We start from the raw sequence: 12,933 nt of genomic DNA on the forward strand, positions 1-12,933 counted from the left end.
TGATGCCCGCGCGGCGGTGCGCGGCGCACGGCGGCGCGCGGGAGCGGTTGAAACGAGGAGAATCCCGTCTGTCACTGACGGTGACTGTTCACGGGGCGTTGGGCACGCGATTGTCAGTGGGCGATGCAAGACTCGGCACTGCAGGCAACGGGCCCTTCCGGGAGGCAAAGATGCTCACCACCCGTTTCGTCAACGGCGCTCCGAACTGGATCGACGTCGGCACTTCCGACATCGACGGCGCCATCCACTTCTACGGCGGTCTCTTCGGCTGGCAGTTCCAGTCGGCGGGACCCGAGGCCGGCGGCTACGGCTTCTTCCAGTTGGACGGCAGGACCGTCGCCGGGGGGATGCAGACCACCGATGAGCAGGGCCCGCCGTCCTGGACGGTGTACTTCCAGAGCCCGGACGCGCAGGCCACGGCCAAGGCGGCCGAGCAGGCGCACGGACGGGTGCTCGTGGAGCCCATGGACGTGATGGGGCAGGGCCACATGGCGATCCTGGCCGACCAGCAGGGCGTGCCGTTCGGCATCTGGCAGCCGGTGCTGCACAAGGGCGTGGACGTGATGAACGAGCCGGGCACGCTGTGCTGGCTGGAGCTGTACACGCCGGACATCGCGTCGGCCGCCGGCTACTACCACGCGCTGCTCGGCTGGGAGACGTCGTCGGTGGACTTCCCGGGCGGTTCCTACACGTGCGTAAACCCGGCCGGGGAGGGTGAGGACGCCATGTTCGGCGGCCTGGTCCCGCTGGCCGACGACCCCGCGGAGGATGCCGCCTACTGGCTGCCGTACTTCGAGGTCACCGACGCCGACGCCGCGGTGAGCAAGGCGCGGGAGCTGGGCGGGACGGTCCGGATGGAGGCCATGGACATCCCGGACGTGGGCCGTATCGCCAAGCTGGCCGACCCGTTCGGCGCCCGCTTCGCGGTGATCAGGAGCGCCCAGCCGCAGGGGTGAGCCCGGCGGCCCCGCTGAACCCCGGCGTCCCTGGAGGCCCGCAGGAACCGGCACAGGGCCTCCAGGGCGCGTCTTCCGGAGCAGTCCCACTCGGACCGGGTGGCTGCCGGGCTGGACCTGCAGGTGCTCCTGCAGCCTGCCGTGATCGTCGTCATCGAACTGGGGGTCTCCCCGCGCGAACGAGGCCGCACCGGTCCTCATCGAGGCCGCGGCCGACTGACCGCGCCTCGGGCAGAAGACCTAGGCGGAGGCGCGGCGTACGAGGGTCGTCGGCAGGACGACGCCGGTCGTCGTGTCTTGGTCTGCCTCGGTGGGGTTCCGGCGTAGGCGGCGGAGCAGGAGGCGGGCCATCAGGCGGCCCATCTCCTCGATGTCCTGACGGATCGTGGTGAGCGGCGGGTCGGTCTGTTCGGCTACGGGCAGCATGTCGTCGAAGCCGACCACGGCGACGTCGTCGGGCACCCGCCGCCCGTGTTCCCGCAGCACGCGCAGGGCGCCTGAGGCCATGAGGTCGTTGGCGGCGAATACGGCGTCCAGGTCGGGGCAGCGGTCGAGGAGTTCACGCATCGCCCGCTCACCCCCGGCCGGGGTGAAGTCGCCCTCGGCGATCAGCCGCGGGTCGGCGTCGGCCATGACGTCCCGGAAGCCGTCGAGGCGGTCCACCGCGGACGTCTGGTCGAGGGCCCCGGCGATGTGCGCGACGCGTCTGCGGCCCAGGCCGACGAGATGGCGTACGGCATCGCGGGCACCGCCCCGGTTGTCGCTGTCGACGTACACCGCGGTGGAGTCCTGCCCTGATGGAGCGGAGCCGAGAGTCTGCGGGAGGTTGCCGTCGCTCCAGCCGGGCCGCCCGCCGAACACGGTCGGCACGCCGGCGCCCTGGATCAGTCCGGGCAGGGCGTCGTCGAGGTGCAGGGAGAACACCAGCGCGCCGTCGACGTGTCCGCCGGCGAGATAGCGGCCGACGCGGGCGTGGTCGTCGCGGCCCTCGGTGAGCAGCAGCACGAGTTGATTGTCGTGGGCGGTCAGCTCCTTGCTGATGCCGCGGAGTTGGAGGGCGAAGAACGGGTCGGCGAAGACGCGGGTCTCCGGCTCGGCGATGACGACGGCGACCGCGTCGTGCCGCTTGGTCACCAGGCTGCGGGCCGCCTGGTTGGGGACGTACCCGAGTTCCTCGACGGCCCGCCGGACGCGCTCGACCAGCGGTTCACGCACCCCGTCCCCGCCGTTGACCACCCGTGAGACGGTGGCCCGCGACACCCCCGCCCGGGCGGCCACGGCCTCCAGCGTGGGACGCGACACTGCCTCGGACACTTCGGGACTCCTCACCGGCGCTTGCCGATCAGGATAACCGCACGCCAGGAGGTTGGAGAGAGCGCTCTCGGCAGCAGCTCGCCTCCTGTCAGTGCTGGTGAGCTCCTTGATGCGGTTCATGAGGCTCGTGCGGCTCATACCCCGGAATCGTCCCATCGGCCTTCTTCACCAGGAACAGCCCCACCATCCCCATGTCCGAGTGGCTCTGCACATGGCAGTGGTACATCCACGCCCCGGCGCCCACCCCCTCCCCCGCGATCACCTGGAAGCCGAAGGAGTCGGCCGGGCCCGTGATCTTGTTGTCGATGACCTGGCTGGGGTCGTCGGGGCCGGTCAGCATGCCGGTGCGGTTGTCGGCCCAGCGGTGACCGTGCATGTGGAAGGTGTGGTAGTACTCGCCGTGGGTGATCACGACGAACTCGACGCGATCCCCCACCGTCGCCTCGAAGTTGGGGCCGGTGTGCGGGGCCCTGTTGTTGATCAGCAGGTCGTTGAAGACGACCGTGTGGGTGCGGTCCGGCAGGATGTCGCCCTTCCTGCGGACGATCACCGGGCCGTACAGACCCTTCCTGAGACCGCCGGTGCCGTGTTCCGTGCCCACCACATGGTCGTGGTAGTGCCAGTAGCCCGCGCTGCCCGCCCGCCAGGTGCCGTCCTTGCGGCGGCCGGGGGCGTGGGTGCGCCAGGTATAGGTGCGGGTCGCGCCCGGCTCCACATCGCTCTTGTTCAACTTGGTGCCGTCGCTGGTGATTTCGTAGTCCAGGCCGTGCACGTGCAGGCTCACCGCCACGTCCGTGGTGTTCTCGAACTCGATGTGCAGGGTGTCGCCCTCGTTGAGCTCGATCAGCGGGCCGGGAATCGTCGCCTTGCCCTTCTCGAAGCCGTAGCCCATCTGCCCGTCGGCGAGCTTCTCGGCGTAGAGCTTGATGTGCCTGACCGCGCCCCCGGCCGGGGCCGTACGCGCCGCCGCGCCACTGCCCGCCGCCTGGCCGGCGCCGGTCGCCTCGGATCCCAGGGACAACGATGTCGCGACGGCGGCGCCACCCAGGAGGACCCGCCGGTTGAACCCACGTCTGTCCATGCCGAACTCCCCACTCCGGTACGGGATTCGAGACGGTAGCGGGGCAGGCGGCGTTTATCCACACCCAGGACAAAGTTCGTTCCATCGCGGTCATACCTATTGGCGAACGACGCAAAGAGGTCTAGCTTCCTAGGCGCTGTTGCTGTGACCGACGAGGGGTGGATGACCACATGCGGTCCACATCGCACCACAGACCCATGACCTCAAGGGAGTTGAGCCGGAAAAGAGCCGGAAAGCGGGCCTGGACGGCCGTCTTGACGGCCGGATTCGTCACCGCGGGTCTGCTCTCCGGCCCCGCCGCGGGCGCGCTCCCGGCCCCGGATCCCTCCCTGACAACGATGTCCGTCAAGTCGCCGCCCGGCGGCGCGAACGTCCGCGTACTCATTTTCTACGGGTCCGCGGCGCCCGGCGACGAGTCGCCGGTGGTGAACGCCGGTATCGAGGCGATCGAGCAGATCGGCCTGTCCGGCCCCGCTAAGCAGCGCTTCAAGGTCGAGGCCACGGACAATGCCTCGGTCTTCACCAACGAGACCAGGCTGGGCCGTTACAACGCGATCGTGTTCCTGACCGGCGGCGGCGACGTCCTGGAGCCGGAGCAGGAGGCGGGCCTGGAGGCCTACATGGAGGCGGGCGGCGGTTTCGTCGGCATCCATGACGCGGCCCGCGCGGAGCCGTACTCCGACTGGTTCACCGGCCTCGTCGGTGCCCGTCCGGCGCCGAACAGCCCGACGGCCGTCCAGCGGGCGACCGTCGAGGTCGGCGACCGGCGGCATCCGGCCACCAAGGACCTGCCGGTCCAATGGAAGCGCCCCGACCAGTGGCCGAACTGGGTGAAGAACCCGTCCGGCGAGGTGCACACGGTGGCGCGGGTGCGCGAGTCGACGTACCAGCCCGGCGCGAGCGCCAACGGCTGGGACCATCCGATCAGCTGGTGCCGCGACTACGACGGCGGCCGTTCCTTCTACACCGGCATGGGCGGCACGGTGTCGTCGTACGACGAGACCGACTTCCGCACCCATCTGCGCGGCGCCCTGCTGTGGACCACCCGGCTCGTCCAGGCCGACTGCAAGGCGACGATCAACGGCAACTACAAGGCCGAGCGGCTGACCAAGCCCAATCAGCCCGGCCAGAACGACCAGATCGGCGAACCGCACGGCCTGGTCACCGCCCCGGACGGCCGCGTTCTCTACATCGGACGCGGCGGCGCCGACTCCTCCCAGCCGGTGATCACCGACTGGAACAACCCGGACATCGGCAAGGGCAAGGGCGAGATCCACGTCTACGACCCGAAGACCAAGCAGGTCACGCTGGCCGGCGCGCTCACCGTCTTCGGCAACAAGGGCGGCGGCGACGAGCTGGTCAAGGTCGAGGAGGGCCTGCTCGGCATCGAGCTCGACCCGCGCTTCGAGCAAAACGGGTGGGTGTATCTGCACTACACACCGCACTCGCAGATCAACCGTGACACGCGGATGGCCGAGCGGCGCGTCTCCCGCTTCACCCTCGACCTCGCCACCAACAAGCTCGACCTGAGCAGCGAGAAGGTGCTGCTCAAGTGGCCGGTGCAGATCCACAGCTGCTGCCACGCGGGCGGCGGGATGGCCTGGGACTCCAAGGGCAACCTGTACATCGCGACCGGCGACAACAACTCCAGCCGCTTCAGCGACGGTTACTCGGGCAACAACCCGGAGCCGAACTACAAGGGCGTCTCCTTCGCCGACGCGCGCCGCACCGCCGGCAACACCAACAACCTCAACGGCAAGATCCTGCGCATCCACCCGGAACCCGACGGGACGTACACCCTCCCCGACGGCAACCTCTTCACCGGCAAGGAGACCGACGAGGGCGGCGGGAAGACGCGCGGCGAGATCTATGTGATGGGGGTCAGGAACCCGGCCCGCATCTTCGTCGACAAAACGACCGACATCCTGTACGCGGGCTGGGTCGGCCCGGATGCCGGGCAGCCGTCCACGACCTGGGGCCCCGCCAAGTACGACACCTTCGCCGCCATCACCAAGGCGAGCAACCGGGGCTGGCCGTACTGCATGGGCAACAAGCAGCCCTACCGGGACCGCAATCTGCCGGATCCGTCGCAGCCGCTCGGCTGGTACGACTGCGACCACCCGAAGAACGAGTCCCCGAACAACGACGGTCTGGTCAACCTTCCGCCGGTCACCGGCAACAACATCTGGTACTCGCCCCAGGGCGGCGCCCCCGACTTCCCGCGCGACGCGAACGGCGTCCCCTCCTACCAGCAGGACGAGGCCACCTACCGGCTGCCGTGGCTGAAGGGCGGCGGGCAGGCCGCGATGAACGGGCCGGTGTACCGGTACGACGACGTGTCGGCCACCAGCGACATCAAGTGGCCCGCGTACTGGGACGGCAAGTGGTTCGTCGGTGACTTCTACGACGCCGACCAGCCGCGCAACGCCGTGCTCATGGATCCGAAGACCCTGGGTGACGGCGGGCTGCCGGTGCACTCGGAGTCGCTGAAGAAGATCGTGCCGATCGGCAACGACGGCATCAAGAACCTCATGGACTGGAAGTTCGGTCCGGACGGCGCGCTGTACGTCCTCGACTACGGGCGCGGCTTCTTCACCTCGGACGCCAAGTCCGCGCTGTGGCGCGTGACATACGAGGGCGGCGGTCCGACGCCGGCCGCCGACCAGCTGGCGAGGGGGGCACAGTGATACGCCAACGAAGAATCTGGACGGCCCTGCTGGCCGCCGTACTGATGATGCTCGGGCTGCAGACCACCACGGCGGTGGGCGAGCCGGAGCGGGCCGATGCCGCCCAGGTGCTGACCTGGACGGCGGGCAACGACATCGACAAGTACCTCTCGGCGCCCACGACGGCGGTGGCCGGTCAGGCCACCATCGTCTTCGAGAACAGCGAGGCCACCGGCAACACCACCGGCATGCCGCACACGCTGACGTTCGTCACCAACGACCCTGAGTTCAACAGCGACGTCCAGCTCAACATCCTCGCCAACCCGGGCGACGACCAGGGCGGCCGCCACACCGCCGAGGTCACGCTCACCCCGGGCCGGTACTTCTACCACTGCACGATCCCCGGCCACGGCCAGATGCAGGGCATTCTGACGGTGACCGAGGGCAGTGGCGAGGACACCACCGCGCCGGAGGCGTCGGCGCATGTCAGCGGCACGCAGAACCAGCAGGGCCAGTACGTCGGCTCGGCGAGCGTGACGCTGCACGCGACCGACAACACCGGTGGCTCCGGCGTCGACCGGATCGAGTACGCCATCGGCGACGCCGGCGCCTGGCAGCCGTACACGACTCCGGTCGTCGTCGACCAGGTCGGCAGTCACAAGGTGCGCTACCGGGCGTTCGACAAGGCGGGCAATGTCTCCGCCGAGAAGAGCACCGAGTTCACGGTGGTGGCGCCGCCGACGGACGACACGACACCGCCGGAGACCTCGGCGACGGTGAGCGGTGAGAAGAATCCGGACGGTACCTATATCGACATGGCGACGGTCACCGTCACCGCGTCCGACACCGGGTCCGGGGTCAACGCGATCGAGTACGCCATCGGCGCGTCCGGGGCCTGGCAGCCGTACACCCAGCCGGTGATGGTGCATCAGGTGGGCACCCACACCGTCCGCTACCGCGCCATCGACAAGGCGGGGAACGTGGCGGCGGAGAAGAGCGTCGAGTTCACGGTGGTCGCCGCGCCGCCGCAGGACACGACCCCGCCGGTGACGGGTGTGACCGTCGAGGGATCGCGGAACTCCGACGGGGCGTACGTGGGCAACGCCAAGGTCACTGTCAGCGCCACCGATCACGGCGGTGAGGTCGCGAGCATCGAGTACTCGCTCGACGGCGGGCCCTACCTCACGTACACCGCGCCCGTGGTCGTCGACCGGGCGGGTGCGCACACCGTGGCGTACCGCGCGACGGACAAGGCGGGCAACACCTCCGCGGCGCAGACCGTGAGCTTCACGGTGGTGGCGGGCGGAGTGCCCGCGCCGCCCTGCCCGGAGTACGACGAGCGGTTGACGGTGATCGTCGGCACGGTCGACTCGGGTGTGCCGAACCGGCTCACCAACAACCGGTGCCGGATCAACGAGCTGATCGAGGACGAGAAGGAGTGGACGTCCCACGCGCTGTTCCTCAAGCACGTGAAGGCGGTCCTCGACAAGCTCCGCACGGAGGGCGTGATCGACCAGCGCGAGTACAACCGGATCACCCGGGCCGCCCGGCAGTCCGGCATCGGCAAGCCCGGCCAGACCGAGGGCTACCGCTCGCTGTTCGACGGCACCGCGGACTCCTTCGCCAAGTGGCAGCACGTGGGCGGCGGTTCCTTCGCGCTGAACGCCGACGGGACGATGACCAGCGGCACCACCGAGCCGGGCCTGGGCATGCTGTGGTTCCCGCAGCGCAAGTACGGCGACTTCTCGCTGAAGCTCCAGTGGCGCGACGACGCTCCCGGCACCGGCAACGCCAACTCCGGGGTGTTCGTGCGGTTCCCGTACGTCCATGACCACCCGGAGGAGTCACGGCCGGAGTGGGTCGCCATCAAGTACGGGCACGAGGTGCAGGTGCTCGACCGGCCCGACGGCGACATGTACAAGACGGGGTCGGTCTACGGCTTCGACCGGGTGGGGCTCGCGGGTGCGGGCGTCACCGAGAAGGGCACGTGGAACGACTACGAGATCCGGGTGGTCGACCAGCACTACTCGGTCTACCGCAACGGCGTGCTGATCAACGAGTTCGACAACATCGGCGGCCAGGACTTCTACCCGCCCCGCTCGGACGACCCGGGCACGGACGGGCGGCGGTTCGCCTCCGGCTACATCGGGCTCCAGGTGCACGGCACGACGGATGTGGTCTCGTACCGGGACATCCGGATCAAGGAGTTGTAGGCCCCGCCTCGGGCGCCTTCTTCTTCGCGCGGCTCGGCTGTACCCGCTTGGGCTCCCCCGGCATCTTGGGGTACTCGGGCGGGTACGGCAGATCGCCGAGCCCGTGGTCGCGCTCGTCCTGGTCGGCCAGCTCCAGCAGCGCCTCCAGCGAATAACGATGGTCGTCCATGTCCGCGTGCACATCGCCGAGTTCGGCGAAGCGCGCGGGCATGGTCGCGAGGTCGAAGTCCTGCGGGTGCGCGACGCCGACCTCTTCCCATCGCAGGGGCGCCGAGACGGGGGCGTGCGGGCGGGGGCGTACGGAGTAGGCGGAGGCGATCGTGCGGTCCCGTGCGGTCTGGTTGTAGTCGATGAAGATCTTCTCGCCCCGCTCCTCCTTCCACCATTTGATCGTGACGTGCTCCGGCATCCGGCGTTCCATCTCCCGGCCCACGGCGATGGCGGCGCGGCGGACCTGGGTGAAGGTCCAGCGGGGCTCGATGGGCACGAAGACGTGCAGGCCACGGCCGCCGGAGGTCTTGGGGAAGCCGCGCAGGCCGCCGAACTCGTCGAGGACGGCGCGCAGTTCGTGGGCCGCGCGGACGGCGTCGTCGTAGTCGGTGCCGGGCTGCGGGTCGAGGTCGATGCGCAGTTCGTCGGGGCTGTCGACGTCGTCGCGGCGCACCGGCCACGGGTGGAAGGTGAGCGTGCCGTACTGGGCGGCCCACAGCACGGCGGCCTCCTCGGTGGGGCACATCTCGTCGGCGCTGCGGCCGCTGGGGAAGGTGATGTGGGCGGTGGGGATCCAGTCGGGCATGCTCTTGGGGGCCCGTTTCTGGAAGAAGGACTCGCCGGTCACGCCGTCCGGGTAGCGCTCCAGCGTGGTGGGCCGGTTGCGCAGGGCGCGCAGGATGCCGGGGCCGACGGCGATGTAGTACCGGGCGAGGTCCAGCTTGGTGAAGCCGCGCTCCGGGAAGAACACCTTGCCGGGACTGGACAGCCGTACGGTCCGGCCGCCCGCTTCCAGTTCCACCGCGTCACCCATGCGAGCCACGGTAGGCGCACCGCACCCGTCTCGCACACCGGGCGAACGACATCCGAGGGGCGCAGAATCTAACCATGGACCTGCCGGTGATGCCGCCCGTGAAGCCGATGCTCGCCAAGTCCGTGGCGAAGATCCCGCCCGGTATGCACTACGAGGCGAAGTGGGACGGCTTCCGGGCGATCGTGTTCCGCGACGGCGACGAGGTCGAGCTCGGCAGCCGTACCACCAAGCCGCTGACCAGGTACTTCCCGGAGCTGGTGGCGGCGCTGAAAGAGCGGCTGCCGGAGCGCTGTGTGCTGGACGGCGAGATCGTGATCGCACGGGAGGGGCGGCTGGACTTCGACGCGCTCACCGAGCGGATCCACCCGGCCGACTCGCGGGTGCGGATGCTGGCCGAGAAGACGCCGTCCTCGTTCGTCGCCTTCGACCTGCTGGCGCTGGCCGACCAGTCGCTGCTGGACGTGCCGCTCGCCGATCGCCGTGCGCTGCTGGTCATGGCGCTGTCCGGGGTGACGGCCCCGGTGCATGTGGCGCCGGCGACGACCGATATCGAGGTGGCGCGGCAGTGGTTCGAGCAGTACGAAGGGGCGGGGCTGGACGGGGTGATCGCCAAGCCGCTCGCGCTGCGCTATCTCCAGGACGAGCGGGCGATGTTCAAGGTCAAGCACGAGCGCACGGCGGACGTCGTCGTGGCGGGCTACCGGCTGCACAAGAGCGGGCCCGTGGTCGGCTCGCTGCTGCTCGGTCTGTACGACGACGGGGGCGCCCTGCAGCACGTCGGCGTGTCCGCCGCCTTCTCCATGGCGCGCCGTGCCGAGCTGGTGGAGGAGCTGGAGCCGCTGCGCATGGACGACGTGACGGGGCATCCGTGGGCGGCGTGGGCCGAGGAGTCGGCGCACGAGACGGCGCGGCTGCCCGGGGCGCCGAGCCGCTGGTCCGGCAAGAAGGACCTGTCGTGGGTGCCGCTTCGGCCGGAGCGGGTGTGCGAGGTGGCGTACGACCACATGGAGAACGGCGCGCGGTTCCGGCACACGGCCCGCTTCCGCCGCTGGCGGCCGGACCGGACGCCGCAGAGCTGCACGTACGCGCAGTTGGAGGAGCCGGTGCGGTACGACCTGGCGGAGATCTTCGCGCCGCAGGCGTGAGTGCGTGAGTCAGGGCTGCATCAGGATCTTCACGGCGCCGTCCCGCTTGTGCTGGAACATCTCGTACGCCTCGGGCGCCTCCTCCAGCCGCAGCCGGTGGGTGGCGAAGTCGTCGACGCCGAGCGGGTCCTCGTCGGTCAGGTAGGGCAGGATCTCGTCGGTCCAGCGGCGGACGTTGGCCTGGCCCATGCGGATCTGGAGTTGCTTGTCGAACATGGTGAGCATCGGTAGTGGGTCGGCGGTGCCGCCGTAGACGCCGACGAGTGAGAGGGTGCCGCCGCGGCGTACCAGCTCGATGGCGGTGTGCAGGGCGGCGAGCCGGTCGACGCTGAAGCGTTCGGCGAGGGGGCCGCCGATCTTGCGGGGCAGCATGCTGGAGGCCTGCTGGGCGAGGCGGGCCACGAGGCTGCCGTGCGCCTCGGTGCCGACCGCGTCGATCACGGCGTCGGGGCCGCGGCCGTCGGTCTCGTCGCGGATCGCGGCGACGAGTTCCTTCTCGTGGTCGAATTCCCGCAGGTCGTACGTCTCCACTCCGCGCACCTGTGCCCGGCGCAGCCGCTCGGTGACCAGGTCGACCCCGAACACCCGTCCGGCGCCGCGGACCTGGGCGACCCGGCAGGCCATGTCGCCGATCGGGCCGAGCCCGAGGACGGCGATGGAGCCGCCCTGGGGGACGTCGGCGTACGCGACTGCCTGCCAGGCGGTGGGCAGCACGTCGGAGAGGTACAGGAAACGGTCGTCGGGCGGGCCCTCCGGCACCTTGATGGGTCCGTACTGGGCCTGCGGGACGCGCAGATACTCGGCCTGGCCGCCCGGTACGGCACCGTACAGACGGGTGTAGCCGAACAGGGCGGCGCCCATGCCCTCGCCGGTGACCTGGGTGGTCTCGCACTGGGTGGGCAGCGAGTTGAGGCACATCCAGCAGTTGCCGCACGCGATCTGGAACGGCACGACGACGCGGTCGCCCACCGCCAGGTCCGGTACGCCGGGGCCGACCTCCTCGACGATGCCGATGGGCTCGTGACCGAGGATGTCGCCCGGCGTCATGAAGGGGGTGAGCACCTCGTACAGATGCAGGTCGGAACCGCACAGCCCGGTCGAGGTGACGCGGATGACGGCGTCGGTCGGCTCCTCGATCCGCGGATCGGGCACGCTCTCCACCCGCACGTCCCGCTTCCCCTGCCACGTCACAGCCCTCATCACCGCACTCCCTCCGTCACAACCACACCTGCCGGTACTGCGGCGGGGGCCGGGTACCCGAGGGGGCCGGGGGCGAACCGTAGGTGGTGGGTGGTCGCTCCGGCCGGTTGTCCGGTCGGGCCGCCGCGACTTGCGGGCTCCGCCCCGCCCCGCCGCCGGAGGGCCGTCGAGCCGCTGGGCCGGGTGGGCTAGTCGGTGTGTGCGATCGGCGTATTCCTAGTAAAGAGCGGATCCGATCGGGTATGGCCAGCGATGAACAGATAAGCGCACAATCGATGGCACAGGACTGGTCGGGTGGCAGCGGTGGGCAAAAGCACGGGACGAAGAACGCGCCTGCGGCGGGTCGCCGTGGCGGCCGTGGTGGTGGGCGTCGTGACGGCGGGCTCGCTCACCGCGGGCTGTACGGGCGGGGGCAAGCCGGTCGACGACGGGCGGGCGCCCGAGCCGAAGCCGACACCGTCACCCACCCTGAGCGGGGAGCGCACGGCCTCGGTGCTCGCCGTGAAGGTCGACAACGCGCCCAGCGCCCGGCCCCACACCGGACTCGACGCGGCGGACATCATCTATGTCGAGCAGGTCGAGGGCGGCCTGAGCCGCCTGCTCGCGGTGTACGCGAGCGAGTTGCCGACGGCCGTCGGACCCGTGCGCAGTGCCCGTGAGACCGATCTGGAGCTGTTGCGCCAGTTCGACCGCCCGACCCTCGCCTTCTCCGGCGCTCAGACCAAGCTGCTGCCGCTGATCGACCGTGCCCCGTTGCACGCCGAGCCGCCCGGCCGGACCCCCGGCGCCTACTACCGCGCCGCCGATCAGGCCGCCCCGCACAACCTCTACCTGCGCCCGCACCACCTCGTGCCCTCCGCCCCGGGCAAGGCCGCCCTCACCACCACCGGCTTCACCTACGGCGCCGCCCCCGAGGGCGGCGAGCCGGAGACCACCCGCACCGTCCGCTACCCGGCGGCCCGCTTCACCTTCACCTGGGACGACAGCCGGGACCGCTACCGGGTCGCGATGGACGGAACGGCCGCCGTGACGACCGACGGGCAGCCGGTGGCACCCGCGACGGTCGTCGTGCAGTACGTACGGATGCGCCCGTCCGGCTACTTCGACTCCCGGGGCAACAACTCGCCGTACACCGAGACCGTCGGCTCGGGGACCGCACAGGTGCTGCGCGACGGGAAGTCGTACGAGGCGCTCTGGAAGCGCCCCGAGCCGGGCGACGGCACCCGGTTCACCACGGTGGACGGCGAGCCGGTGAACTTCGCCGACGGGCAGGTGTGGGTGGTGCTCACCCGCGCCGCGAGCCGGGACTGAGGCCTGAGAACAGAGGACTGACG

The 12,933-nt window shown here is 70.2% G+C and carries 9 protein-coding genes; 5 read left to right on the forward strand and 4 right to left on the reverse strand.

What is annotated here, in order from left to right:
- Positions 1-170: 170 nt before the first annotated feature.
- Entirely contained in the window at positions 171-956 is a 786-nt protein-coding gene (locus SSP24_RS03730; protein ID WP_141307292.1) for a VOC family protein, read from the forward strand.
- 240 nt (positions 957-1,196) lie between these two features.
- Here SSP24_RS03730 and SSP24_RS03740 read toward each other — a convergent pair whose 3' ends face one another.
- Entirely contained in the window at positions 1,197-2,270 is a 1,074-nt protein-coding gene (locus SSP24_RS03740) for a LacI family DNA-binding transcriptional regulator (RefSeq protein WP_141307293.1), read from the reverse strand.
- Positions 2,271-2,358: 88 nt separating this feature from the next.
- On the reverse strand, positions 2,359-3,351 hold the full coding sequence (locus SSP24_RS03745) for a multicopper oxidase domain-containing protein (RefSeq protein WP_141307294.1): 993 nt from the start codon (positions 3,349-3,351) through the stop codon (positions 2,359-2,361).
- A gap of 197 nt (positions 3,352-3,548) precedes the next feature.
- Between SSP24_RS03745 and SSP24_RS03750 the strand changes: the two genes are divergently transcribed.
- Positions 3,549-6,038 (forward strand): ThuA domain-containing protein, encoded by a 2,490-nt coding sequence (locus tag SSP24_RS03750; RefSeq protein WP_174864582.1) that lies wholly within the window; start codon positions 3,549-3,551, stop codon positions 6,036-6,038.
- A 44-nt stretch (positions 6,039-6,082) separates the two neighbouring features.
- Entirely contained in the window at positions 6,083-8,230 is a 2,148-nt protein-coding gene (locus SSP24_RS03755; RefSeq protein WP_174864586.1) for an OmpL47-type beta-barrel domain-containing protein, read from the forward strand.
- On the opposite strand, the gene ligD is transcribed toward SSP24_RS03755, so the two are convergent.
- Entirely contained in the window at positions 8,217-9,254 is a 1,038-nt protein-coding gene (gene ligD / locus SSP24_RS03760) for a non-homologous end-joining DNA ligase (RefSeq protein WP_141307296.1), read from the reverse strand. The two genes, SSP24_RS03755 and ligD, sit on opposite strands and share 14 nt — an antisense overlap.
- Before the next feature lie 74 nt (positions 9,255-9,328).
- Here ligD and SSP24_RS03765 point away from each other — a divergent pair, with 74 nt between their 5' ends.
- Positions 9,329-10,399, forward strand: coding sequence for an ATP-dependent DNA ligase (locus tag SSP24_RS03765; RefSeq protein WP_141307297.1), 1,071 nt, complete (start codon positions 9,329-9,331; stop codon positions 10,397-10,399).
- 9 nt (positions 10,400-10,408) lie between these two features.
- Here the strand turns inward: SSP24_RS03765 and SSP24_RS03770 are convergent, their stop codons facing one another.
- Positions 10,409-11,599, reverse strand: coding sequence for a zinc-dependent alcohol dehydrogenase (locus SSP24_RS03770; RefSeq protein ID WP_141307298.1), 1,191 nt, complete (start codon positions 11,597-11,599; stop codon positions 10,409-10,411).
- 294 nt (positions 11,600-11,893) lie between these two features.
- Between SSP24_RS03770 and SSP24_RS03775 the strand changes: the two genes are divergently transcribed.
- A complete protein-coding gene (locus tag SSP24_RS03775) occupies positions 11,894-12,910 on the forward strand; it encodes a DUF3048 domain-containing protein (protein WP_229864776.1) in 1,017 nt (338 codons plus the stop codon).
- Positions 12,911-12,933 lie beyond the last annotated feature (23 nt).

The organism is Streptomyces spinoverrucosus (assembly GCF_006539505.1).
In the GTDB taxonomy this organism is placed as follows: Bacteria; Actinomycetota; Actinomycetes; order Streptomycetales; family Streptomycetaceae; genus Streptomyces; species Streptomyces spinoverrucosus.

What these genes read in the sequence shown, in the direction of transcription:
- SSP24_RS03730 (WP_141307292.1), top strand. Translation starts at nt 171, where the DNA reads ATGCTCACCACCCGTTTCGTCAACGGCGCTCCGAACTGGATCGACGTC.
- SSP24_RS03745 (WP_141307294.1), bottom strand. Translation starts at nt 3,351, where the DNA reads ATGGACAGACGTGGGTTCAACCGGCGGGTCCTCCTGGGTGGCGCCGCC.
- SSP24_RS03750 (WP_174864582.1), top strand. Translation starts at nt 3,549, where the DNA reads ATGACCTCAAGGGAGTTGAGCCGGAAAAGAGCCGGAAAGCGGGCCTGG.
- SSP24_RS03755 (WP_174864586.1), top strand. Translation starts at nt 6,083, where the DNA reads ATGATGCTCGGGCTGCAGACCACCACGGCGGTGGGCGAGCCGGAGCGG.
- ligD (WP_141307296.1), bottom strand. Translation starts at nt 9,254, where the DNA reads ATGGGTGACGCGGTGGAACTGGAAGCGGGCGGCCGGACCGTACGGCTG.
- SSP24_RS03765 (WP_141307297.1), top strand. Translation starts at nt 9,329, where the DNA reads ATGGACCTGCCGGTGATGCCGCCCGTGAAGCCGATGCTCGCCAAGTCC.
- SSP24_RS03770 (WP_141307298.1), bottom strand. Translation starts at nt 11,599, where the DNA reads ATGAGGGCTGTGACGTGGCAGGGGAAGCGGGACGTGCGGGTGGAGAGC.